Origin of the sequence: Leptospira sp. WS58.C1 (assembly GCF_040833995.1) — a bacterium.
GTDB lineage: Bacteria > Spirochaetota > Leptospiria > Leptospirales > Leptospiraceae > Leptospira_B > Leptospira_B cinconiae.
The window spans coordinates 1,077,122-1,100,932 of record NZ_CP162137.1; the positions used below are offsets into that span (position 1 = coordinate 1,077,122).

General features: G+C 42.2%; 22 protein-coding genes. 17 read left to right on the forward strand and 5 right to left on the reverse strand.

What is annotated here, in order from left to right; genetic code table 11:
* The first annotated feature begins 90 nt into the window (after positions 1-90).
* From fabG to AB3N61_RS05010, 6 genes are all read left to right on the forward strand, one after another.
* Positions 91-855 (forward strand): 3-oxoacyl-ACP reductase FabG, encoded by a 765-nt coding sequence (fabG, locus tag AB3N61_RS04985; RefSeq protein ID WP_020771203.1) that lies wholly within the window; start codon positions 91-93, stop codon positions 853-855.
* Between the two features lie 455 nt (positions 856-1,310).
* Positions 1,311-1,544 (forward strand): acyl carrier protein, encoded by a 234-nt coding sequence (acpP, locus tag AB3N61_RS04990; RefSeq protein WP_008594933.1) that lies wholly within the window; start codon positions 1,311-1,313, stop codon positions 1,542-1,544.
* Positions 1,545-1,609: 65 nt separating this feature from the next.
* Positions 1,610-2,338 carry a ribonuclease III gene (rnc, locus tag AB3N61_RS04995; RefSeq protein WP_020771440.1) on the forward strand — a complete coding sequence of 243 codons (729 nt, stop codon included), beginning with the start codon at positions 1,610-1,612 and terminating at the stop codon, positions 2,336-2,338.
* A gap of 9 nt (positions 2,339-2,347) precedes the next feature.
* Positions 2,348-2,809 (forward strand): NUDIX domain-containing protein, encoded by a 462-nt coding sequence (locus tag AB3N61_RS05000; protein WP_020771136.1) that lies wholly within the window; start codon positions 2,348-2,350, stop codon positions 2,807-2,809.
* The gene (gene aroB, locus AB3N61_RS05005; RefSeq protein WP_367898632.1) at positions 2,806-3,900 is read left to right on the forward strand and encodes a 3-dehydroquinate synthase; all 1,095 of its coding nucleotides are present in this window, start codon (positions 2,806-2,808) and stop codon (positions 3,898-3,900) included. Before AB3N61_RS05000 ends, aroB begins: the two co-directional genes overlap by 4 nt.
* Positions 3,901-4,156: 256 nt before the next feature.
* Positions 4,157-5,026 (forward strand): mechanosensitive ion channel family protein, encoded by an 870-nt coding sequence (locus tag AB3N61_RS05010; protein WP_020771173.1) that lies wholly within the window; start codon positions 4,157-4,159, stop codon positions 5,024-5,026.
* Here AB3N61_RS05010 and AB3N61_RS05015 read toward each other — a convergent pair.
* Both AB3N61_RS05015 and pyk read right to left on the reverse strand, forming a co-directional pair.
* Positions 5,023-5,424: a hypothetical protein gene (locus AB3N61_RS05015; RefSeq protein ID WP_367898633.1), complete on the reverse strand. Its 402-nt coding sequence runs from the start codon at positions 5,422-5,424 to the stop codon at positions 5,023-5,025. The genes AB3N61_RS05010 and AB3N61_RS05015 overlap by 4 nt on opposite strands.
* 90 nt (positions 5,425-5,514) lie before the next feature.
* Positions 5,515-6,939, reverse strand: a complete 1,425-nt coding sequence (gene pyk / locus AB3N61_RS05020) for a pyruvate kinase (protein ID WP_020771213.1) — start codon at positions 6,937-6,939, stop codon at positions 5,515-5,517.
* 101 nt (positions 6,940-7,040) lie between these two features.
* Here pyk and AB3N61_RS05025 point away from each other — a divergent pair, with 101 nt between their 5' ends.
* From AB3N61_RS05025 to AB3N61_RS05035, 3 genes are read left to right on the forward strand one after another with little or no spacing between them, the layout of a single operon-like run.
* Complete coding sequence (locus AB3N61_RS05025) at positions 7,041-7,949, forward strand: histone deacetylase (protein WP_198289335.1); 909 nt, start codon at positions 7,041-7,043, stop codon at positions 7,947-7,949.
* Positions 7,950-7,953: 4 nt separating this feature from the next.
* On the forward strand, positions 7,954-8,769 hold the full coding sequence (locus AB3N61_RS05030; RefSeq protein WP_020771377.1) for a hypothetical protein: 816 nt from the start codon (positions 7,954-7,956) through the stop codon (positions 8,767-8,769).
* Complete coding sequence (locus AB3N61_RS05035) at positions 8,770-9,873, forward strand: SpoIIE family protein phosphatase (protein ID WP_020771160.1); 1,104 nt, start codon at positions 8,770-8,772, stop codon at positions 9,871-9,873.
* Here AB3N61_RS05035 and AB3N61_RS05040 read toward each other — a convergent pair.
* The 3 genes from AB3N61_RS05040 to AB3N61_RS05050 form a co-directional block, all read right to left on the reverse strand.
* Positions 9,856-11,616, reverse strand: coding sequence for a hypothetical protein (locus tag AB3N61_RS05040; RefSeq protein WP_367898634.1), 1,761 nt, complete (start codon positions 11,614-11,616; stop codon positions 9,856-9,858). The two genes, AB3N61_RS05035 and AB3N61_RS05040, sit on opposite strands and share 18 nt — an antisense overlap.
* A 100-nt stretch (positions 11,617-11,716) precedes the next feature.
* Complete coding sequence (locus tag AB3N61_RS05045; protein WP_020771464.1) at positions 11,717-12,178, reverse strand: putative lipoprotein; 462 nt, start codon at positions 12,176-12,178, stop codon at positions 11,717-11,719.
* 86 nt (positions 12,179-12,264) lie between these two features.
* Positions 12,265-14,190: a glycoside hydrolase family 36 protein gene (locus AB3N61_RS05050; RefSeq protein ID WP_367898635.1), complete on the reverse strand. Its 1,926-nt coding sequence runs from the start codon at positions 14,188-14,190 to the stop codon at positions 12,265-12,267.
* 106 nt (positions 14,191-14,296) lie between these two features.
* On the opposite strand from AB3N61_RS05050, the gene AB3N61_RS05055 reads away from it, so the two are divergent.
* The 8 genes from AB3N61_RS05055 to greA all read left to right on the forward strand — a co-directional run bounded on the left by AB3N61_RS05055 (position 14,297) and on the right by greA (position 23,621).
* Positions 14,297-14,935, forward strand: coding sequence for a ribonuclease D (locus tag AB3N61_RS05055; RefSeq protein ID WP_036091041.1), 639 nt, complete (start codon positions 14,297-14,299; stop codon positions 14,933-14,935).
* A complete protein-coding gene (gene radA / locus AB3N61_RS05060; protein WP_020771191.1) occupies positions 14,932-16,299 on the forward strand; it encodes a DNA repair protein RadA in 1,368 nt (455 codons plus the stop codon). Before AB3N61_RS05055 ends, radA begins: the two co-directional genes overlap by 4 nt.
* The gene (locus AB3N61_RS05065) at positions 16,296-17,408 is read left to right on the forward strand and encodes an LIC10775 family protein (protein ID WP_412758389.1); all 1,113 of its coding nucleotides are present in this window, start codon (positions 16,296-16,298) and stop codon (positions 17,406-17,408) included. The genes radA and AB3N61_RS05065 overlap by 4 nt, the downstream gene beginning before the upstream one ends.
* A gap of 6 nt (positions 17,409-17,414) precedes the next feature.
* Positions 17,415-18,218 carry a hypothetical protein gene (locus tag AB3N61_RS05070; protein WP_020771411.1) on the forward strand — a complete coding sequence of 268 codons (804 nt, stop codon included), beginning with the start codon at positions 17,415-17,417 and terminating at the stop codon, positions 18,216-18,218.
* Positions 18,219-18,535: 317 nt separating this feature from the next.
* Positions 18,536-18,769: a PurA ssDNA and RNA-binding domain protein gene (locus tag AB3N61_RS05075; RefSeq protein WP_020771237.1), complete on the forward strand. Its 234-nt coding sequence runs from the start codon at positions 18,536-18,538 to the stop codon at positions 18,767-18,769.
* 34 nt (positions 18,770-18,803) lie between these two features.
* Positions 18,804-19,517 carry a flagellar filament outer layer protein FlaA2 gene (flaA2, locus tag AB3N61_RS05080; protein ID WP_020771391.1) on the forward strand — a complete coding sequence of 238 codons (714 nt, stop codon included), beginning with the start codon at positions 18,804-18,806 and terminating at the stop codon, positions 19,515-19,517.
* A gap of 18 nt (positions 19,518-19,535) precedes the next feature.
* A complete protein-coding gene (gene flaA1, locus AB3N61_RS05085; protein WP_020771092.1) occupies positions 19,536-20,477 on the forward strand; it encodes a flagellar filament outer layer protein FlaA1 in 942 nt (313 codons plus the stop codon).
* A 366-nt stretch (positions 20,478-20,843) separates the two neighbouring features.
* Entirely contained in the window at positions 20,844-23,621 is a 2,778-nt protein-coding gene (greA, locus tag AB3N61_RS05090; RefSeq protein ID WP_020771420.1) for a transcription elongation factor GreA, read from the forward strand.
* Positions 23,622-23,811 lie beyond the last annotated feature (190 nt).

A 23,811-nucleotide genomic window follows, 5' to 3' on the forward strand; every position in this document is an offset into this window, starting at 1 on the left:
AACTTCCAAGGTGAACGCTACGCCCAGAATCACTTGACCCCCCAGGCCCGAAAAATACGCTAACCGCAGAATCTGGTAAGGAAAAAACCAATGATCGATTTGAAAGGCAAAAACGCCATTATAACCGGGGCTGCCCGCGGAATCGGTAAAGCAACCGCTCTTAAACTGGCGCAAGCAGGCGCAAATGTTGTTATCGCCGACTTAAATGAAGAGGCAAGTAAAGCTACTGCGGAAGAGATCGCAAAAGTTACAGGTGTAAAAGCGATCGGAGTCGCTGTAAACGTAGCAAACGCGGAATCCGCACAAGCTGGTATCCAAGCTGTAGTGGATAATTTCGGTTCAATTGACATCCTAGTGAACAACGCAGGTATCACTAAAGATACTCTTATGCTCAGAATGAAACAGGAACAATGGGACGCTGTAATCGCAGTGAACCTGACCGGAACTTTCAACTGCACCCAAGCTGCCGTAAAATTTATGGCAAAAAATCCGAACGGCGGATCCATTATCAACCTTTCTTCCATCGCAGGAGTGAACGGAAATATCGGACAAACCAACTACTCCGCGTCGAAAGCGGGGGTAATCGGTTTGACCAAAGCTGTCGCGCTGGAAATGGCAGGTCGTAAGATCCGTTGTAATGCGATTGCTCCGGGATTTATCGCTACGGAGATGACCGACGCGATCCCTGAAAAGATCCGCACCGCAATGGTAGCTGCGATCCCTTTGAAGAGAGCAGGACAACCGGATGATATCGCGAATACTATCGCGTTCTTAGCTTCCGATCTTTCCTCCTTCATTACAGGACAATTGATCGAAGTGAACGGTGGGGGATTCCTTCCAGGAGTCCAAGCCTAATCAGTTATTCGGATCCAAATCCGAATCAATCAGGCAGAGAGCCCGGAATTTTCCGGGCTTTTGTTTTTTTGCAGAACAAACAAAACCTTTCTTAGAAAGGTTCTCATCATATTGCATAAAATTATAAACCCGAACGGCGTTCGAATGGATGAACGAGATCGGTTTTTGCATCGAATATTAGAAATGTGACTTTTCGATTATTTGAATATGGGGAAGGGACTGGATCGGAATTTTCGATAGTTTGAGTCGATCGAATTCGTGAGCAATAGAACATCTTCTTTGAAAAAAAATGAAAAAGAGACTTGGATATTATTCTGTTTTTTTCCCGTTTCCAATCCGTTAACGCTTGCCAAAACATTTGAGAAAAAAATGTTTAAAAATCGGTGGATGAATTCATCCCCGATTCTAAACCTAACTAAAACTTACATACCACTCCGGTGGTACGGAGGAAACAAATGGCAGATTTCGAAAAGATTAAGTCTATTATCGTTGAGCAACTTGGAGTGGACGAGTCCGAAGTGACTCCTGAAGCACACTTCATTGATGACCTCGGTGCAGACTCTCTTGACACAGTTGAACTCGTTATGGCTCTTGAAGAAGAGTTTGGCGTTGAAATTTCCGATGAGGATGCTGAAAAGATCCAAACCGTCGGAGACGTAATTAAGTTCATCGACACTCTAAAGTCCTAATTGACTGGACCTCCGGGTTCTTTTACGGGAACTCGGAAGTCTTTCCTTCCTTTTATCAAAATCCTTTGATAAAAAAAAAATACATTCAAAATAAAACCGAATCCGATCCTAAGGATCCTTCCTTACTTGCGTCCGAACTAGGTTTAAAATTTAATAAACCTTCTTACTTAGAAATTGCATTCATACATAGTTCTTTTAGGAACGAAAATCCCGAATATAAAGAAGACAACGAAAGATTAGAGTTCTTAGGCGATTCGGTCCTAGGTCTGGTTGTCGCAAAATATTTGTATCGAACAAATCCTTCCGCAAGTGAAGGCGAGCTATCCAGAAAAAAAGCAACCTTGGTCTCCACCGCGATGTTAAACGGTCTCAGTGAAAAGTTGGGACTAACTTCTTACGTACTACTCGGAAAAGGAGAGGGCCAGGGAGGCGCACAAAAAAAACTGGGAGCCAATCTATTCGAGTCCTTGGTCGGTGCGATTTATTTAGACCAAGGAATGGAAGCGGCGGAGAAGTTTATACTAGAACATCTAATAGAATACATTAAAAATTCCGATAAGGTAAAAGAGGCTACGGATTATAAATCCATCCTCCAGGAAATCTGCCAAAAAAAATTCAGACTTTTACCGTCTTACAGATTAATAAAAGAGACCGGGCCGGATCACGAAAAGACCTTTTACGTTAGTGTATCTATCCGGGACAAACATTCTGCGGAAGGTAAGGGAAAGAACAAAAAGTTCGCCGAACAAGATGCAGCGAAACAATTATTGAAGGCCCTAAAGATCAAGGTTTAAAGAAATCTAATGGAATTCTTTTTTAAAAAGAAAGGTTTGAGGGTCAGAGTGGCCGCATTGATCCGAAATCGAAAGGGGGAGATCCTTCTTTTGCAGCAAAAAAAGAAGGATGCCTATTATTGGTTATTACCGGGAGGCGGGATCGAATTCGGGGAAAGCGCAGAAGACGCATTAAGAAGGGAACTGAAAGAAGAACTTTCTCTCGATATCACCAGCGCCAATTTTCTATTTTTAAACGAGTCTATAGATCCTAAGGGAAATCGTCACCTTCTACAGTTGGTATTCTTAGCAACCGTCAAAAAACAGGACCCTACTGTGAACCTGAAAGAGAAAGCGATCACAGGATTCGGCTATTTTCCTTTGAAAGCGGTTTTAGAAATGGATATAAGACCGGATATTAAGGATTTTCTTAGTTCGGGAAAATATAAACCGGCTCCCTTTATACGAAGCCAATGGGTATACGATAAATGAATCCTATCCGGGAAGTACAGATCAGAGCATTTTCAAAAGAATATAAGGTCCAGATCCATTCGGACTTCAGAGGTTTGGGAGAAACGATCAAAAGATTTTATCCTATTTCTTCCATATTTATACTTACGGAAAGAAAACTTGCCGGATTGTTTTCCAAGTTTTACGAATCGGAACTTTCCTGTCCCGGAATCCCATACCACGAAATTTATATCAAGGGCGGCGAGAAAAATAAACATATCCTTCGTACCGCAGAAGTTTATAATAAACTGATCGAGCTTGGAGCGGACCGCAAAAGTTTGATCCTTGCATTGGGCGGGGGAGTTGTAGGCGATTTTGCCGGATTTATCGCATCCACGTTCCAAAGAGGGATACGTTTTGCACAAATTCCTACAACCTTACTTGCTTCCGTAGATTCTTCCGTGGGCGGAAAAGTAGCAGTGAATGCCGATCTTGGGAAAAATATGATCGGCTCCTTCTACCAACCTGAGTTCGTTTTTTTACCTTTGATCGCATTGTCCACTTTGCCCAAAAGAGAATGGAGATGTGGAATGGCTGAGATCGTAAAACACGCGCTTTTATCGGGTGGAGAATATTTGGAGAAGGTCCGCTCGAACGATAAATCCGTTTACGACCATACTTCTTCCGAACTTTTGGATCTGATCGTAGGTTCTATTTTATATAAGGCTAATATAGTTTCCCAGGACGAAAGAGAAACGGGTTTGAGAAAAGTCCTGAATCTAGGACATACTACCGCTCACGCAATAGAATCTCTCACGAATTATAGAAGATATTCTCATGGAGAAGCGGTTTCTATCGGGCTTTTGACTGCGATCATTTTATCCGCAGAAAAACAAGGTCTGGATCCTTCTTGGATAGAAGGTCTAAAAAGAATATTAAAAGCGTATGATCTTCCGTATCACGATAAAAGTAAATCCGCACAAGTTGCGAAACATACTCTTCATGATAAGAAGAATGTAGGCAACTCGGTTCGTTTTGTTCTTCTTCAATCTCCCGGCAATCCGATCTGGGATATTCCAGTCGAGTTGGAAGAGATCGCTTCCGCTTTCAGAAAGCAGAAAAAAATGGATTAGAAGACGTAGAGTTTAGAAGAGGCGCAAAAATTTTTGGCACACAGAGACGCGGAGTCTCAGAGGTAGGAAATTATCGAATTAGAAAGTGTCCAAGTTTAGCGTTCTTTATGGTTTAATATGAAAATCTTTTAAGAAACTCTTTGTGGCTCTGTGCCTCTGTGTGAGATTAACTCAGTCTCTCCTTCAAACTCTGCGTCTTTGCTTCCAAAAACACCTTGATTTCGTCATAGTAATACCTAGTGTAGGTTCTCTTATCATGGAAGAAATACTTCGGCTCTTAAATCCGATCTCACTTCTGAATGCGAAGGAAAGATCCTTAACGGAAGAACTCGTTTTGGTCGTGTATTTCATTCTGATCCTAGTAATCGTTTATAAAACTTTCGTATTGACTTTCGATAGGATCAGTCCTCCGGCCGATAATGCGGTCAGATACAATCGCAGAAGGGTGACCCGGATCTTATTTGTTGTTGTGGGGGCAGTGTCCCTTCTTCCCGTAATTTTTTCCGGTTTGTCTTATCTTCCCACCGTAATGGGGCTTGCCGGAGCGGGTATCGTTATCTCATTAAAAGATATCACTTTGAATTATGTTGGCTGGCTTTTGATACACGGCAGTAACGGTTTCGAAGTAGGGGATCGTATCGAGATCGAAGGTGTGAAAGGAGACGTGGTAAACATAGGGATCAACAGATTTACTTTGATGGAGTTGAGTCAGGATCCTAAGTCGGAACAGTCCACGAATCGTTTAGTACATCTTCCGAACCATACGATCATTCTTCATAAAGTATATGTGGTGAAGGAAAAATTAGGGTTTGTTTGGGACGAGTTCAGGATTAAGATACCTCACGGCTCAGATTGGGAGAGTGCGGAAAAAATTTTAAACGGCATTCTTAAGAATAGATCCGTAATTGACCAACGTAAGGTAGATTATTCCGTAAGAGAGCTTTCCAAAAATTATTTGGTCCGTTTGGGGAAAACCACTCCCATCGTGTACGTAAACGTGGAAGAGGGAGGGGTATTATTCTCTCTTCGTTATCTGACTCACATCAAAGATGTGAGGAATCAAAAGGCAAGTATCTCCCGAGAAGTTTTAAAAAAATTTGCGGAAGCCGGTATTACGATGATCTAATCTACCTTGATCGATCTATGGACGGGGCCGTAAAGTAAAACGGGAGAGATCAATACCCAGATCAGGATCAAGATCCAAAATTCTCCGGCAAAAATGTTATGCACTTTTAGGAAATCCTTATATGGATTTTCGGATACCCGCAAGAACATTAGAAATTCGAAAAGTTCCGTCATAAAAAACCAGACAAGTCCTATTTTAAAGGCATGTGTCTTATTATTAAACGGCCATTTTTTGGAAACGTATAGTACCGGTATGGAAATAAGTATGATCCCTGTAAAAACGGAGATCTGATGAGAGAGATGCTCTTCGAAAAAATCCTTATAAGCCAGTTCACGAATGGCAGCGTTCAGCAAAGCGGCTAAAAGGAGAAGGAACCAACTTAGAATATATTTGATCATGATCGGTTTTTATCCTCTGCTTTGAAGATAAAAAGAAAAAAACCGATCTTTGGAATTGATATATATCCATTTTCCGATTTTTACCGAGAATTATCGTATTTTATAAATTTGCAAAAAATCCACGGACTTTGCTTCTCCTCCCGGAGCTCCGGAAAGAATTACAACTATATCTCCAGGAGTCAACATCCCGTCTTCAGGAAGTTTTGTTTCCATATAGCGGATCATATCGAAAAAAGTTTCCATAAAGGGCATAACGTAAGGTTGTACCCCGCGATATAATTTCATCTTTCTTGCAGTCGCTAAATACGGAGTAAAAGAAAGGATAGGGACCTTCGGTCTCATTTCCGAAGTGATGAGCGCTGAATAACCGCTTCTTGTAAAATTAACGATAGCTTTAGCATTGATACTATGTGCTATTTCTCTTGCAGCGGAGCCTAATGCCGCTCTTTCTATTTCTAATTCTGATTTTTTTAAATTCCAGTGGATCTCGTAAATACGATCCAAGTTTTCCGTTTCTCTTAGGATCTTTGCCATCATCTCTGCGGATTCGACGGGATATTTTCCGCTGGCGGATTCTCCTGATAACATCACTGCATCTGTTCCGTCCATTACCGCGTTTGCAACATCGCTTGCCTCAGCCCTAGTGGGGCGTGGGTTGTCCACCATGGATTCTAACATTTGAGTCGCGGTGATTACGGGTTTTCCCGCACGGTTCGCTTTATAGATGAGTTCTTTTTGTAAAACCGGAACTCTTTCCGTTTCCACTTCTACCCCGAGGTCACCTCTTGCGATCATGATCCCGTCTGCCGCTTCTAAAATTTCGTCTATATTACGGATCGCTTCCGGTCTCTCTATTTTGGCGATGAGCCCGGTCTGTGTTCCTCTCATCATTTCTCTGGCAAGTTCCAAGTCGGAAGCTCGTCTTACAAAACTTAATGCGACGTAATCCACTCCTAAATTTAGTGCAAACTTTAGATCCAGCAGGTCTTTTTCGGAAAGTGCAGGTGCGGAGATAGGGGTTCCCGGCAAATTAATTCCTTTGTTGCTTTTTAAAATTCCGCCTATTATAACTTTTAAAACGGCTTCTTTGCTTGATTTGGATTCGACTTCTAGTACGAGTTTACCGTCATCTACTAATAGTTTGTCTCCCGAACGAAGATCTTCTATCATGGCAGGGTAGGTAGTGCCGACCGCCTCGGAGTCTCCTAAGTATTCCGCGTCGGGTAAAAGTCTGATCTTGTTTCCCTTTTCTAATTCGATTTGGGGAACCCGGAGTTTTCCGGTTCTGATTTTTGGTCCCTGCAAATCGGCCATGATGCCAAGAGGAACGCCGGATTCGGATTCACATTTGCGCAAAGTTTCGAAAACTTTTTTGTGAACTTCGTGAATTCCGTGAGAGAAATTCATTCTCGCGATGTCCATTCCGGCACGGAGAAGTGCAGTGATAGTAATTTCATCTGAGGAAGAAGGACCGATAGTGCAAACCATTTTGGTTTTTTTTTCAGGGCTAAACATGAATGGGAACCTCCGGAAATTTGGACGTATTTAAGAATGCTATTTCGTTCTTTACGGGGCGAAACGGAAGGGTAAGCTTGGGAAAAAAAAGGCACACCCAATTGCGCCAACAGTTAGAACGGCTCGCTCTAGTTTATCATCCGGAATACAATATGGACCTGGGTCCCCACGTATTCCCCGCACGTAAATACGCAATGATATACAATCAAGTCAAGGAAGATCCTAAACTTTCTTCCTTGCCTGCACTCCAACCGGCTCCGGTCGGAGAGGAAGAATTAAGCCTGGTCCATACTCCGGAATTCATTTCCGATTTTATGAATTTAAGATATACGGACCGGACAATGTATTCGGAACTTCCGCTCAATCAAACTATGGTCAGAAGTTTTTGTCTTGGAGTGGGAGGAACCATTCTTGCGACTGAGATGACTGAAAATTACAAATACGTGTATCATATCGGCGGTGGGTTCCATCATAGCATGCCGGATAGGGCGGAAGGTTTCTGCTATCTGAACGACGCTGCAATTGCGACGAAACTTTATCTGCAAAAATATCCGGAACGAAAGGTTTTATTTATAGATCTGGATCTTCACCAAGGGAATGGGAACGCTAGAATTTTCCAAGGAGACCCTTCGGTTTGGACTTTTTCCATGCACCAAGAAGAGTTATATCCAAAAAAAGAGAAGTCCAATCTGGATGTACCTTTGGAGAACGGAACAGGTGACAAAGTTTATCTTTCTCGTTTAAGCGAAGGTTTAGAAAGGATCCGAAACGACTTCAAGCCGGATCTGATCTATTATTTTGCGGGTGCGGATCCTTTCGAGGACGATTCTCTTGGGGATCTAAAACTTACTTTTGATGGGTTGAAGGCGAGGGATAAGACGGTAAAAACTTTTGCGGATTCTTTGGATATTCCTGTGGTGATCATGCCTGCGGGCGGTTATGCAAGAAATTTCCACGATACTGTGCGAATCCATTTTAATACGATCAGGGTTTTCGCCTCTTTAATTTGATTACATGAGCCTATTTTCTAATTCAGATAAATCCACCTCGGGGCAGAGTTATATCGATCCTGAGGCATTAGGTCTTATAGACGTTAACAGAGAATTTAAAACGCATTTAGGGATCGAAGATACTTTATTTAATCGATTCTCCACTAAGGAAGTGCATGAACTTTTGGAACAATCCGGAATGTTCGAGATGTTGCAGTTCAGAGGATTCCAAAAAACTAAATTAGAGATCCAAGGGATCTCCGAAGTTGATAATCGTATCTATATCAAAACGGAAGAGAACGAAATTTTAGTCCATATGCGTTTAAAATTCTCCGACTTTCTTTTTAAAAAGATAAACGAATCTTTTCCGATGATCTATATCGATTGGCTCTTAAGTCAAAACGTAAGGCTCGGAAAATTAGGAGAAAAGAAAAAACTTTTCGAAGGCCAGGAATATCCGGGCCTGAATATCATGAACGAGATCACTTCTTTTATCCGATTACTTTCCGGAAAGATCGGAGCAGCGGGCGCTTTTAATATTCCTGAATATTTTCACGATGCGGTCCTGTTCCATAAAAATTTCAGATATTTATCTCCTGAAAAAGAAGGGGAGTTCAGGGCACTACTCAGATGTTTTAAAAAAGAAAATCTGAGATCTCTTTCTGCGGCAATCCATTCCGGAAAAATTTTAGATCGCCAAACATCCGCAGTATACTCATGGAGTTACGGAGAAATGGTGTCTGCGACCAATCCGTACCTCGAAAAATCCTTGTTTGACGAGCAGTATGATTCTATCGTTGCCAGAATTTCCGTGACCCGGGAATTTTCTAGGATCGATTAGATGACATCAATTACGATTAAGCCTGAAATTCTGATCATAGACGATGATCGGGACGTAGGAGAAGCCCTGGAAATTCTTCTCTCCAAATTAGGCTACAATTCCACTTTTTTCGATTCAGTGGAGAAAGGTAAGGAATATTTCGAAAAAGAATCCAACCCTATCGTCTTCCTGGACATCCATATGCCGAAAACCAGCGGGTTGGACGTCCTACCTTATTTCAAAAATTTGAATCCTGCCACTCAGGTCATCATGATGACGGGAGAAAGGGATATCAATAATGTGGTGACATCTCTCACTCATAAGGCTTCCGATTTTCTTTTAAAACCGTTCTCTCTTCAGACCGTGCGCATCGCGGCCCAAAGAGCATTGGATTATTATACTTTACTAAAGGAGAAGGAAGCGAGGGACGAAAATATCCTTAGGGATCTAAGGCTTGCCTCTAAGATCCAAAAAAAGATACTTTCCGTTCCCGTAATCTCTCCTTTGGAAGTGGCTGTCGATAATACTCCCGCTTCTTTCGTGAGCGGGGATTTTTACGTTCTTTCTAAGATAGATAACAAAATAATGGTCCTTCTCGGCGATATAGAGGATCACGGGGTGACTTCAGGACTGATAGGACTTCTCATGACAAGCATTGCAAGAGAAGCTTATAAAGAAAACCAGGACCCTTCGAATGTTCTGAAAAGAATGAACCTGGAACTTGCCCAAGAGATTGGAACTCATAGCCTGACGGCTGCTGTTGCGGTGATCGATCTGGAAAAAAAGACGATCCGTTATGCGAGAGGGGGGCATCCTTTTCCTGTTTTATATCAAGCCTCCGGACAAAAACTTCTGAACGAAAAATCGGGACAATTACTCGGCATTATGGATGCCTTGGAATTCGAGTCTCATGAGATCCCGTATGAGACCGGGGATGTTTTGTTCTTATACAGTGACGGCCTTTTGAATAGTTTATCTAGTCCTTTATTCAAGGAATTGGAAGAAGTGCGCAAAAAAGGTCTAGGTATAGAAGAATACCAAGAGGCGATCCGCACTTTTAGTAAAGTGAGTTTACCTACTCGGGAATTCAGAGACGATTCAAGTTATCTACTTTTGAGGCTCTAATTTTCTTTCGGAGCGATCCGGTTTTGCGTTAGGAAACGTTCCTTTTCGAATATTAAAAAATACTAATTCAGGCAGGGAGAAGAATGCAGACTGTAGTCCGTCCTTTGCTCTTTTGCCTTTATCGAATGGGCTCGTAAATATCCCCAAAGCAAAATTTCCGATCCCCCAGCCTAAGTTTACGATCCCATAAATAGGCCTTAGAAGGATAGTATCATCCGTAAAAAATACGAACATGTGATCATCAAGGTTCGGTTGATAAATTTCGGAGCTGAAAACATTGGATTCTTTTAGATAGGTTTTCCAATTGGGATTCGAACCGTATAATTTTTCCAAGGCGGCTTTTCTATGAGAAAGTTCCAAGGTCTCTTCCTTTACATTCCATTTTTCGGTTATGGAATCGTATGCGATAAATGGAATAAAAGTAAGGGAAGAATGCGGATCTATTCTTTTTCCAAGAACCGTTTCGTAATCCTTTTCGTTTAAGATAAATTCCAAGGAATCAAAGATCTCGGAGGTGCAGTTTTTGGTGATGAGTTTGAAAGTATAAAAACGTTTCAAGTTCTCATAATATGCTTCTTCTTCTTTTTCGGAACGGTGCAAGTATTCGGAGATCAGTTGCGATTCCGGAGTTGGAAAGGAAAACACGAAACTTCCGGAAAGATCCGGAGAAAGTCTATCGAACGTATTTCGGATCGAAATTCCTCTGCTTAACCCTGTTCTTAATTCCCAATCCCTGTTTTCCAGATCCTCCCAAGTGAGATAGTTTTCCTCCGTTAAACTTTCCGATTTTAGTCTTTCTTCCCTGAACGTTTTTGAGGCTTCTAATAATAGCTCCGAACTTGCTTGGACTCCTCTTTTATCTTTGGACCAAGTAGTGGGAGTGATTTGGGAAACTGATTCAGGGAAGGTTACTAAAAAATAAAGTTTTCCGTCCTCTAAACTTTTTTCTAAGACTAAATATCTTGCCAGATTAACGAGTACACTATGACCCCAGTTTGAGTTTTCTTCTTTGATAAGTTCGATGATAGAAAATTCTAGAGAGTCTCGTAATGAAACAATTTTTATTCTTTCTTCTTCGTTTAAGGAATTACCAGAAGAGAGAAAGATCGCTTCGGGATCTAGAGAATATTCCAAATCTAGGATCTCTAAAACGGAAAGTTTTTCTAGTCTGGGTAAAAACCAGGATGAAATCCCTTCTTTATAAAATGGATAGTTTCCGTTTTGGACGGAAGGAGCCTCGGAGAATAATTTGAATTTTCCGTCGGTGAAAGCTGAGTTTAATTCCTTTTTGATCTGGGTCCGTATCTTTCCCAGCCAACCTTTGCCGAGTGCGGAGTTCAGCTTTTCCTTTAGGGAGGAAATTTTGGTTCCTTCTTCTTTTTTAAAATATCCGAACGTTTTGATTCCTATATTTTTTTCCGGTGACTGGAGTTCTTTTAGAAATTGTACATCCGCTCGAATGGATTCCAGATTTTTAAGATGTTTGAATTGTATAAGAGCTAATTTTTCAAACCCGGTCCGGATCTTATCCAGATCGTTTTCCGAAATCCCTACACGCGCGATCTTACTTGTCCGATTGGAATAAGTATTATAAGAATAGGAAAATCTCTCGTAGGATTCGCGAACTACTCTAAAAATTTCGTCGGGATAATATTGGAAATGGATAACCGTATCCTCAAACCGAAGTGCGGAATGTCCCCCGCTGGATTGTCCAGTGTTTGCATCCACATAGATGAAATCCAAATAGGTTTCTTGGGACTGAACGGTGGTAAAGGGGAGAATTAAAAGGAGAAGATATAAGCGACCTTTTTCAAAAGGCCGCTTAAACATGCTCGATCTCAAATTAGAGGGAAAGATAGCCTCTTTCCAAAGCTTTTACGATCGCCGGTTTAGAATTTACGTTTGCCGCAAAATTTTTAAATTCTTCCGCACCCACGCCTGCCTTTTTTAATCCTCTTCCGATTGAAACATAAGTGCTTTCTGAATTTTTCCAGTTGGTCACTCCGTTTTTAGAAGCGAGTTCCGCCAGATCGGATTCGAATTCGGAAGAACGAGTGGATCCGGTTTGTAAATAAATTGCAGTTAGATTTTCTACATCTCTTTTAAATCCTTTTTTTTCCGCAGCCTCATCCTTGGAAGAAGAAGAAACGGAAGAAACTACGGAAACCACGGATTTAGAAAGACTTTCTAACGAATCCGAAGATTTTGAAATGGAATTTGATATAGTATCTAAAAAACAATTTTGGGAGAGTAGGATCCCGAATGTTAGGAAACCTATTCCCAGAATTTTGTGAAAAAATTTCATTGATACACCTCGCCTTGGATCTTCCGAATTTTGGAAGAAAGTTTCTGACACGTTCACGTCTATTCTCAACCCGATTTCAGTAAGAGTCAACTTTGTTTTCCCGAATAGAGGACCACTGTGGACCAAGGTTCCATTTCAATTTTGAGAACTTTTTTACGTGAATCTATTTCCAAGGAGTCCGGCTTTTTCCCTGTCCAATAATCTATGGAATTTTTTTTGTCCCAAGGAAAGAATAAGGAGAGTAAAATTTCCTTTTTCTCGTCGCTTGGATTCCAAATCCCTAAATAACCGGATGGATTGTAGAGAGCACTCGGAAAAAATTCGGTCCCTAGTCCCACAGGAAGAGGAGTTTTACTTCTACATTTGGATTGGAGAGCTAAACTTTTTTGTAATAATTCCAAACGATCTTCGTTTACCAGGGAAAGATCGTCTGAAACGAATAACATTCCCCCGGAGACAGACATGATACTTGCCATGATCTTTGTTTGGGCTTCCGTCATGCTGTTTTTCTTTTTTCGGACCAAAAGGCAATCCGGGTCATTCAACCAAAGAGTCCTATGCATGGAGGCTCTCGTAATATCGTTGATAAGCGCTCTTTCAGTGCAGAGCCCATTTCTATCCTTTACTAGAATTCTAGACTTTTCTCTGTACCAAAAAGGGGCTACATCGCAGGAAATTCTCATTGCATCAAATAACCCAATGGAAGGAAGCATAGGTGCTCCACAACCTAAGAGGAATATATCTTTTCCGACCACTTTTCGAATGAACTTAATTGCATCCGCATAACGAGTGTGAGGTGAAACGCTTCGATCGTAAGTCCAACCCGGCAATAATGCGGAATACAAGAAGTCCAATTTTAGGTATTTGTATCCGTATTCTTTAACGATAGTTTTGAAAACTGTGGCTAAAAATTCTTTAGACGCGGGATGGGTCACATCTAAACAGTAAGTATAATCCATTCCCCAATTCGGATTCCAAAGCGCCGGTACCGGATTTCCGTCCCTATCTTTTAAGACAGCTTCCGGGAATTTTTGGAAAAATTTGGATTTTTTGCGAACGAGGAACGGGGCAAGCCAGATCCCTGGGAGTAATTTTTCGGAACGGATCGCTTCGGCAAGTAATCCCATTCCACCGGGGAAACGATCGTTTGTTTCCAGCCAATCCCCGATCTCGGCTTGATACCCGTCGTCTATTTGGAAAACTTTTAATCCTAAATTCTTAGATCTGAGTTCTTTTAAATTTTGGAGAATAATCTTCTCCGAAATTTTGGTGTAATAATGATACCAAGAACACCAGCCTGTAGGCACCTGAGTTTCCGGAAGTTTTACCTTTAGGTTTTTTGCAAGTTCCGCAAAATAATTTTTGGTAAAGATCGCTTCGTCGCCCGTAAATTTGGAAACGCGGATCTGAGTGAGTGGTAGCTTGTTCCCTTTAAAATCCTCGAACCGGTAAAAATCGTATACGACTCGAATATCTCCGCTAAAAAAATGGTCGGAGGTTTTTGGGGAAGAAGATGAAGTCAGGATTTTAAACTTAACTCCTTCTTCTCCCTTGGAGATTGCTCCCGCAAAAAATTTAGAGTCTTCGTTTTTAGGCAATAGGATAACGTAAGCCTCCGAGATCCAGTTGCCTTCTTCTCCGGAATGTTCAGAATAGATATTTTCTTGGGAGAATTGTAAAAAACCTAATTTGGGAGAGATATCTGCGGCTTCCAAATTTTCGGAAGCGGATAGACTCCAGGACTGGTATCCATGTCTGAAAATCCTACCTTCTTTAATCCCATGGGAAGGAAGTTCCCATTCCAGGGTTAAAAGTTCCAAACCTGCCGGAGGTCTTTTTTCTGCGATCCATTCTAAAACGGGAGCGTACGTGGATTTACCCTGAGACTTGATTAATTTAAAGGAAAACTTATAATTCCCGCAATTGCTCTTGGTCTCGGCTCTTCCCGCCGGAAACTCAAACTGAGACTTTTGTTCTTCTTCATAGATACGGGTGCGCAAAACTGCTTTCATTCTGGGACGATGGTTTACTGATTCGAAAGATAGAAAAGGAAAAAAACCGTCGGGGAAGTCGGACTTTTCTTGCGGACCTGAGATCCGGTTCGATTATTTTGGCTTTATGGCATCTAACCGCGCGAACAATAAACCGGATCTGTTTCCGGGAGATCTTTCCGAAGAGAGATTTAATGAATATCTAGAAGAAGATCATTTGGCAGTGGATTGCGAAATGATGGGTTTAAATCCCAGAAGAGATCGTCTATGCGTGGTCCAGATCTGTGATTCTAAAAATAGGGTGAGCCTGGTGCAAATTCTGCCCGATCAAACAGAGGCCCCTAGACTCAAAAAACTATTCGAAAACCCGGGTATTATCAAGGTATTCCATTTTGCCAGGATGGATACCCTCTTCTTAAGATACAGGCTAGGTATTCTGACCAAGGGGATTTTTTGTACAAAGATCGGATCTAAACTTGCTCGCACGTATACGGATAGACATGGCCTAAGAGATATTATCCGAGAATTTTTCGACGAGACTTTGGACAAAAAAAATCAGTCTTCGGATTGGGGAGCTCAAACTCTCACTAAGGATCAGATCGAATATGCTTCCGGAGATGTTCTATTCCTGATTTCTCTATCACAAAAGCTTACTCAAATATTAATCAGAGAAGGAAGATATGAACTCGCTCAAGAAGCGTTCCAATGTCTTCCCGTATTCAATCAGATCGATTGGCTTCAAATGGAGAATTTATTCGAACATTGAAAAAGAAAATTTCCAAAGTCTTTCTTTGTCAATCCTGCGGACAGGAATTTTCCCGTTGGGCGGGCAAATGTGAATCCTGCGGTAAATGGAATACGATCGTGGAAGAATCGGGAGGGGATCGTTTTTCTTCTTCCCCCAGTTATAAAAAATCCGCGGTTTATAAAGAACCTGTTCCGATCAATTCCATTCCTTCCGATGATACAAAACGTTTGAGTTCGGGTCTTTCCGAACTGGATCTGGTTTTAGGCGGGGGACTTGTTCCTGGAAGTTTGATCCTGGTAGGCGGAGAACCAGGAGTTGGTAAGTCCACTCTCATCTTAGAGATCAGCAGAAGTATGATCTCTCATGGTAAAAAAATACTTTATATATCCGGTGAGGAATCCTCGGCTCAAGTGGGACTCAGAGCAGCTAGGATGAATGTTCTATCAGAGAACCTTCTTCTTTCCTCCGAAACCTACGCGGAGAATATTTCCGCAATGGTCGAGGATGTTTCTCCCGATTTAGTTTTCGTGGATTCCATCCAAACTCTTACAAGAGAGGCTCTTCCGAACCAAGCGGGAACCGTCACACAACTTAGAGAATGTACACAAGTGCTTTTGGAAACGGCAAAACGTACAGGTATCCCGATCTTAATGACCGGTCATATCACGAAAGATGGTGCAATTGCAGGCCCTAAGGTATTAGAACATTTAGTCGATACGGTATTGTACTTCGAAGGAGACAAACTGAATTATTTTAGACTTCTTCGCGCCGTAAAAAACAGATTCGGCGCGGTAGGTGATCTTGCCGTTTTTGAAATGTTGGAATCCGGATTAAAAGAAGTAAAAGACAGACAAAGGGTATTTATCAGCTCGCTAACGGAAGGAAAAAGCGGTTCTGTAATCAGCTCGGTATTAGAAGGAAGCCGTGCACTCAGTGTAGAAGTCCAAGCTTTGGTGAGTCGGACCAATTACTCCCAAGCAAGAAGAATGGCGGAAGGTCCCGACACTCGAAGACTTATACTGCTTGCTGCGGTAATTGAAAAATACTTGGGGCATACATTATCGGAATGTGATATATTCGGGAATCTGGCGGGTGGTCTGCAAGTGGACGAACCTGCACTCGACCTTGCGATCTGTGCTTCTATACTTTCCAGTTATACGGAAAGACCGGTACAGTCGGGATATGCGGTCATTGGAGAAGTCGGACTCTCCGGAGAAGTTCGTTCCGTTGGCCAGGTTTCCCTACGCTTGAAAGAATTGAAAGGTGTAGGGATCGAAACCGTATTTCTTCCCAAAGGGAATTTGGCGGAGATAGAAAAAATTCCCGGAATGGAAATCGTAGGTATCAGCGCACTCAGAGAATTAGAAGGTCTCTTTAAGTGAAAGTCGGGTTTTCGAAAAATTCGTTTGTAAGTTGTTTATATATTATAAAATCATTATATATTAATTTTTTGTTTTTCTTCCTTGCTTTTTTCGTTTTACCGGCCTCGGCCCAGGAAATAGATCCGTTACTTCGCCAACCATGGTTTGGAGATCAGGAAAAAAAAGAGGAACTGCTATATAATAGACTTCAGACCGCGTTTCGTCTAAGCGCTCATTATGTCTGGAAGACCGATTCCAGATCCCGCAATTATCGTTTTTACAAAGACGGAAAAGTGGAGATGATCCTGGATCGGAATTATAAGGAAGTCTTTCCGAACAGACAAGAATTGGATCTGCATTATAGCGAAGCGGAAAGTCTGCAAAAGCATGCAAATCCGTATTCGGCGATCCGTCTCTTAAAGGGATCCATGTACTGTTACAGGTTGAGATATGGAAAACTGGTGCCGGAAGGTTATGAAAGGACCGCAAAACTTCTTGCGAAATATTTAGATCAATATTCCCATAAAGAGAAAGAACTACAAAGACTCACAGATCCGTTCGGCTGTTGGACTCCAGAAAATTTAAAGATCAGAAGTTCTGACTTTGCTTATTCATTGGATCTTCCTTCGGATCTGACGTACTTATTTCCGGATGAGGATCGGGAATTTTCGGGAGAAGACTCGGATTATCTCTGGCAGGTCCATAGATTCTACCAAAACTTTCCGGTGGAAGGAGGACCTTCTCCTTTCGAAAAAGAATACAGAAAGAGTAGTGAAGGTATCTTATTTTTTCGGCCGGATCGGGTCGTATTCACGATCGGCACAACACTTCATTTTCATCCAACGATCTTTAACGCACAAAATTACTATCTAGTTTGGGATTCACTCCGAGGGATCAATTCCAGGACCATGAGAGAATGGAATTATCTCCGTAAAAAAGAAGGGGACTTATATAGAACGAGTTTCGATTTTGTGGGAGAAGATGGACGTAAGAGCCGGATCATCATTTTGGAAAAATTTTATTTAAGAGGGACAAGAGGGATACTATTCTCTTTGGCCTATCCGAGCACATTAGAGGCCCTGGGCGCTAAAATCTGGAGTGGATTTTCTTCCTCTGTCGTCGTAGAATAAGAGGAGATGTTTGCCTTAGTCAAAAACTGGGAAAACCAAAAACCGAAAAAGCCGGAACCTCCTTGGAGATTATTGGGTTTGGGCCTCTTGTTCGTAAACGGAATGGCTGCATTGTTTTTGCCCATCGGTCTTTTCGGGACCTTGATCTCCACCATTGCTTGCCTCGGCTTTTTATTTCTTCCACTATTCTTCCTTACCTTGAAGCTGACTAAGTTTTACGGAAACAGTATATTTTTCGCTTTGTTTCTTGGCTTTATCTCCGCTCCCGTGTCCGCCTTGTATTTAAGCCATGCATTCGGATTTTTCCTGGGGTTAAAATCTCCCGAACAAACTATCTTTCAAATAGACAGCGGAGTTTCCAATTCTCATATCTTCCGATTCACGGATTCCAAGTTTTTATATAAATACCAGGTCACTAAGACTACTCCCGGTTCTATTAAGAAAACATTGTATTTTCATGTGGCGCCTTGGGTCTCCTCCGATTGGAAAGAAGGGGATGAGGTCCTAACATGGGCGGTCTGCCCACAGTTCTCCGAAAAAGTATGTGATTGGGAGAAACAAAACACCAGAGTAGGGCAGTCTCTCTCCCACTCCAATATTGCGGGATTGAACTCGTATTATACGGAGGCGGTTCTGGAAGCTTGTAAAAAATTCGGATTCGATCCGCCTAAAAAACCACGGATCTTACTACCAATCTCCAATCCTGAAGAAGTTTTGTTCAATATGGGAGTCCTGGGTCTTGCGGGGCTTCTCGCCTTAAACTATATCTGGATCATCGGGATCTTGGTTTGGAATAAACGAAAACATTAGGTTTCACGCGAAGCCGCTAAGGGAAGAAGGTTTTCGCACAGAGATCACGGAGAACACAGAGGTGTTTGGTTTGTAGGAACTCCTACAAAACCTCTTCGTGAACTTTGTGTGCTCCGTGCGAAAAAAAAAGAATAGCGATTATGTCTCATAAAATCTGCCGGGCGTTAGAGGATTTCCTTCACCCGGGGGAGGCTTTTCGGTCTCGCGGTCCGAAATTTTCGATTTTTTCTCCTGAAGCGCAAAAAACTTTTTACTTGGCTAATTTTGGAACTTGGGCTACCGATATTTATACACAGAGACGGGAAGGAGAAATCTATTTGGACCCCGAAATCCTAACGGAGAAGGTCGCAACCCAGAACAAAAAGTTTCTGGTAGATCTAAAACGGAACGAGAACGGATACTATTTAAAAGTTTCCGAATGGTCCAATAGTAAAAAATCTTCCATATTCATTCCGGCAGAAGGTGTCGGAAGGATGATCGAGGTATTGCGTAAGTTCCAAAACCTGATACAGGATGGGGATATTACGGACATCCCTCCCTCTCGGAATTAGATTGGATTGCACTAAATCTTTAGGAGATGTTCTCATGGGGAAAAAGACGTACTTATTAGCTAGCGTTCTCTTTTTCTTGGCGATTACCGGAACTTCCGGTCAGCAGCCTGCGGGAGGGAACCAAGGCGGCCAAGGCGGCCAAGCACCGGATCCCCTCGAGAAAATTATACTCGAAAACTTCGAGGAGTCCGAAGACTGGAGAGCTAAGTCAACTACTCCCCTGGGAGAGACTAAAACTCTTAAGATGGTTCAAAGAGGTCTGATCCGCGACGTATTCGACGAGAATACCGTTCCGGACAATGGTGGAGACCAGTTGGAAAAGAACCATATCCTCGGTATCAAAACCTATTATAACGATCGAGGATTCGATAGAGTGGAAGTTTTCCCTCCTCACGAATATATCGTAAAAGGAAAAGCTCGCCAGGTCTCCATTTGGGCTCTGGGAAGAAAATTCCGTCACACTCTGTTCGTTAAACTGAGAGACTATAAAGGAAAAACTCATAATATTAGAATGGGGCGTTTGGACTATTTCGGCTGGAGAAAATTGACTGCCACCGTTCCGGGATTTGTTCCTCAAAGTACCAGATTTGCATTATTGGATAAGAACCTAAGATTCGTTTCCATTTTCGTGACCTCTGATGTTCATGAAGTGGGAGGAAGCTTCTACTTTTATGTGGATGATTTGGAAGTTCGTGCCGATAAATCTGATACAAAGTATCCTGGTTCTGAAATTAAGGACAATTGGTGATCTTTCGGTAGGACATGTATGAAAAACCTCAGCAAAAAAACTAAAATCACCGCGGCAATAGCAGTAGGTATTTCTTCCATCCTTCTACTTGGGACCGTGAGCGCGCAATTTATCAAAAAGAAAAAAGGCGGGATCGAAACTCCTACCGGTATCGACGTAAGCGGGATGGAGTTACGCTCCATCACTGTGGAGTCCTGGGATAATCCTTCGGGTTCCGCTCCTTACGGTTGGGAAGTTACTACCGATAAGGACACACAAGTTCCGCAAGGACAGCAGGCTCAATACCAACCTGCTGCTTCCAACGCGCAAGCCTTGAGAGAAGTAAAACTTCTTCCTGGAAAACCTGGAGATATCAAGAACGTAGACGCCGGAACCGGAAAAGTTTTGGGAGTGAAGTTTGCATTCACTTTCCCTGGAGACAACTCCGTTACCATCCGTCCTCCTCGTACTCCTGAATACGAGATCACTCGTAAAATGGCTTACTTGGATGCGAACAACAAAAGAAAAGAATTCAAGATCTACGGTGTGGAATTCCCAGGGATCGTAAAAGCGGTTTCCGTTTGGGTTTGCGGTCGAGGTAACGAATACAATCTGGAAGGTTGGTTAGAGGATTGGAAAGGTGATTCTCATATCTTCCAATTCGGAGATCTGGACTTTATCGGTTGGAGACCTCTTACTTTTGAAATTCCTACAGGAGTTCCTCAGGACGTAAACTCTTACCCTCAGGTTAAAACACTTGTATTCAAACAATTTAAAATTCGCTCTCGTAACGATACGAGTGGAGAAACCGTATACCTCTTCTTTGACGAGCTTAGAGTTCTATCGGACGTATTCGAGGTTCACTTCGACGGAGCTTCTATCGATTTCGATGCGGACGATTGCCGTTCTAAACGTAAGTTGGATAAGATGTTGAAAGTGAAAGCAGAGAAAGAGTGTGAAGGTGGTGGAAACGGCAAATAAGCCTTTCCTTCATATCCGACTCTAATGAAACGCGGGAACCTCCCGCGTTTTTTGTTTTAAGAGAGAGAAGTTCGCACGGAGAACACAGAGAGCACTGAGGGCTTTGCGTTGTAGGAGTTCCTACGCAAATTTAAACCTTAACATACTCCGTGACCTCCGTGTGCTCTGTGCGCAAAAAATGTCTTTTTTTCAGTGAATTTATACCTAAGTAATAGCGAAAAGGCGCCTGTACAAGCCTAAGCCCAAATTCTAGTTTACGGATAAGCCTAAGCTGCTATAATTGATCTGAAAGGGCTCTTAAGAGACAAAAAAACCGCCCATCCGAACCTATTTTTGAATGCCGACCCCGTCGGCGGAGTAATTCCTATGTCTAACGAAACTGCGACAACCGCGGAAACTAAGCCTGCCAGCGAACTGGACAAGCTGACTTCTCTTTTTAACGAGGAGATATATGTACGCTCGGACGCAAATTCCATTCCCGCATCTAAATTTAAAATTTACGACGATCTAATAGAATCCTTTCAATCATCAGGTCTTATCGATTCAGCCAAAACAAAATTGGAAGAACATCTTGCAGATCATCCGGAAAGTATCTCCGCAAGATATATGCTCGGATTACTGGGTCTTCAAAAAGGAAGTATAGACGCAGCTTCTTACTTCAAGACCCTACTGGATTCTTTCAAACAAGCCGGTAAATGGGTCATCATAGAACATATCACTGACAATATTTTGAAGTTCGGAGAGGACCGTTACGCTCTTCGTTTCAAAGCGGAAGCTCTTGAAAAACTGAAAAAGAACAAAGAGCTAAAACCCATCTTGGAGAAACTTGCGAAACAAGACCGCAAGAACCCTGAGATCGCTAAAAAATATGCATTAGCAATTCTTGATGAAAACAAAGAAAAAGCGGTCGCTTACCTTAAACAAGCGATCGAAACTTTTGCGAAGACGAAAGATTATATACAGTTCGAAGAGATCTGGCCGATTTTCGTATCTAACAGTTACGACGATATCCAATTTGTCGAGAAGATAGAACGGATCCTTTTAGGTCATCGGGAGAAAACCCGTCTTGCAGGTTATCTTTATCCTTTAGTGGATCCTTTTAAGATCACCGAAGATTGGGACAGAGTGATCTATCTTCTCAAAAAGATCCTGGATCATGAGCCTGTTTCCAACAAAGCAAGGAACGAATTGATCCGCGTTTATAAACTGAAATATGCCAACCATAGTTTGTTGGAAGATTTTTTAAAAATGTCCGAGTTGGGAAACAACAGAAAACCGGTTAAGGTCTGTATTTCCAACTTCGAAAGAAATATCGTATTCGATACCGGCAACTACGTTCTTCATAGGAACTGGGGAGTAGGTAAGATCGTCTCTATTTCGCCTAACGGAGATTCTATCTTCGTTGACTTCAAAGATAAGAAGAACCATAAACTTTCCATCCAAATGGCGATCACCAGCTTGAAACCTTTGAAAGGGGATCATATTTGGGTGAGATACTACGAAGATAAAGCTTCCGTTGTTTCTCTATTCGAAAACGATGTTCCTGGTTTCTTTAAGGAATTATTAACTTCTTTCGAAAACCATATGTTGGTTGCGGAAATGAAGGCGGAAATCGCTGGAAAATTTATCCCTGCTGCGGATTGGTCTAAATGGTGGAATAAAGCTAAGAATGTAATCAAAAAAGAGGATAATCTTGGCTTTAATCCTAAGAAAAAAGACGAACTTTGGTATCGGGAAAAACCGATTACTTACTCGGAAGAATTAACGGAAAAATTCAACGCCAACCCCGACCCGGCCAAACGTTTGGATATCGCGATCGAAGCTCTCCGCAATAAAGAAGAAGCTGAGTCCGCGATCGATACTTTCGCACATCATTATTTCGAAGAAGAACAAACTCACGATTCTTTCCGCAAGATCGTCGCTTATTTATATCTGGACGAAGTCGCTTCCATTATGGAAGGAGAAGACGGAAGTCCTTATGATTTCCAAAGATACCAGAAATTGGATGATGTTTCCAAACTCGTTAAATCTCTGAAAAGAGAAGAAGTCCTGGAATATTCTTCCAAGATCAGCAATTTGGATATCAAAAAGTCTTTCGTGGACTTAGTGAAAAAATCCCATTCCGACTGGGTCAATATCCTGGTTGGTCTTCTATTTGAAGTTCCCGTTAAGAACAACAAATACGTTGTTTCCGTGCTGGAAGCCGACGGAAAGTTTGCCGAATTAAATTTATTCATCGAAACTGCATCCAGCCGTGCTAAGGAAAATCCGGAAGTATTCCTATGGGTGGCAAAATCTATCCTTCTCAAAACATGGGAAGAAGAGTGGATGAACGTTTCCAGACAGGATCTGATCCTGAGAGTCCTTCGATTATTAAAACCTTTGAACAAGATAGAGGAAAAAGGGACCAAACTTAAGAACACCTGCCATGAGATCCTTTTCGGAAATGAGGCGGCTGTGATCAGCGAGGCGATCCAAAACGGAGATTCGGAATATATCCGCAAAGTTTACGCTCTTTATAGAGAAGTTCCTTATATAGAAGAGACTGAAAAAGACAAATTGATGTCTCTGATCCAAACTCTAAAACCGGATCTGATCTGGGAAGAAGAGGATGATGAAGAAGAGGAAGAGGATGTTCTGGCAAGGATCCCGGAAAACGCCGTTCTTGTTACTCGCCGCGCTCTGAACGCGAAAAAGGCGGAGTTCGATCATTTGGTCAACGTAGAGATGCCTGAAAACTCCAGAGATATCGGAGAGGCTCAGGAAAGAGGGGACTTGCGGGAAAACGCGGAATACAAAGCCGCTATGGAAAAACAAGTCCAGCTCCAAGCTCAGATCAAAAAACTGGAAGCGGAACTCAAAGCTGCTATCGTTCTAGATCTATCCAATGTGAAAACGGATCGGATCAATATCGGAACCACCGTAAAACTCAAAAACGAGTCCAGCGGGGAAGACCAAACTTATTCTATCTTGGGGGCTTGGGACGCGGATACGGAAAGAAATATTATTTCTTACCAATCTCCTTTGGCTAAGTCGCTTTTAGGTAAAAAAGTGGGGGATAATGCTTCTTTGAATCTTGGCGGAGCGGAAACTAAGTTTAAGGTTCTGCAAATTAGCAGATACTCTCTCCAAAACCAGGACTGAGAAAAAAGATCTCTTTCTGTGATTTTAGAAAATCCCTGCGAGTCAATCTCGTGGGGATTTTTTATTTTCGCACAGAGGTACGGAGCACACGGAGAGCGCTGGGGGTTTTTAGAGTTATTAACTCTGTGACCTCCGTGAACTCTGTGCGAACGTTTCCCAGCGCGAGGCCCGATCTGAAAATTTCAGGGGG

What these genes read in the sequence shown, in the direction of transcription:
- AB3N61_RS05015 (WP_367898633.1), bottom strand. Translation starts at nt 5,424, where the DNA reads ATGATCAAATATATTCTAAGTTGGTTCCTTCTCCTTTTAGCCGCTTTG.
- pyk (WP_020771213.1), bottom strand. Translation starts at nt 6,939, where the DNA reads ATGTTTAGCCCTGAAAAAAAAACCAAAATGGTTTGCACTATCGGTCCT.
- AB3N61_RS05045 (WP_020771464.1), bottom strand. Translation starts at nt 12,178, where the DNA reads ATGAAATTTTTTCACAAAATTCTGGGAATAGGTTTCCTAACATTCGGG.
- flaA2 (WP_020771391.1), top strand. Translation starts at nt 18,804, where the DNA reads ATGGGGAAAAAGACGTACTTATTAGCTAGCGTTCTCTTTTTCTTGGCG.
- AB3N61_RS05035 (WP_020771160.1), top strand. Translation starts at nt 8,770, where the DNA reads ATGACATCAATTACGATTAAGCCTGAAATTCTGATCATAGACGATGAT.
- AB3N61_RS05050 (WP_367898635.1), bottom strand. Translation starts at nt 14,190, where the DNA reads ATGAAAGCAGTTTTGCGCACCCGTATCTATGAAGAAGAACAAAAGTCT.
- greA (WP_020771420.1), top strand. Translation starts at nt 20,844, where the DNA reads ATGTCTAACGAAACTGCGACAACCGCGGAAACTAAGCCTGCCAGCGAA.
- AB3N61_RS05055 (WP_036091041.1), top strand. Translation starts at nt 14,297, where the DNA reads ATGGCATCTAACCGCGCGAACAATAAACCGGATCTGTTTCCGGGAGAT.
- AB3N61_RS05000 (WP_020771136.1), top strand. Translation starts at nt 2,348, where the DNA reads ATGGAATTCTTTTTTAAAAAGAAAGGTTTGAGGGTCAGAGTGGCCGCA.
- AB3N61_RS05030 (WP_020771377.1), top strand. Translation starts at nt 7,954, where the DNA reads ATGAGCCTATTTTCTAATTCAGATAAATCCACCTCGGGGCAGAGTTAT.
- flaA1 (WP_020771092.1), top strand. Translation starts at nt 19,536, where the DNA reads ATGAAAAACCTCAGCAAAAAAACTAAAATCACCGCGGCAATAGCAGTA.
- acpP (WP_008594933.1), top strand. Translation starts at nt 1,311, where the DNA reads ATGGCAGATTTCGAAAAGATTAAGTCTATTATCGTTGAGCAACTTGGA.
- aroB (WP_367898632.1), top strand. Translation starts at nt 2,806, where the DNA reads ATGAATCCTATCCGGGAAGTACAGATCAGAGCATTTTCAAAAGAATAT.
- AB3N61_RS05070 (WP_020771411.1), top strand. Translation starts at nt 17,415, where the DNA reads ATGTTTGCCTTAGTCAAAAACTGGGAAAACCAAAAACCGAAAAAGCCG.
- AB3N61_RS05010 (WP_020771173.1), top strand. Translation starts at nt 4,157, where the DNA reads ATGGAAGAAATACTTCGGCTCTTAAATCCGATCTCACTTCTGAATGCG.
- fabG (WP_020771203.1), top strand. Translation starts at nt 91, where the DNA reads ATGATCGATTTGAAAGGCAAAAACGCCATTATAACCGGGGCTGCCCGC.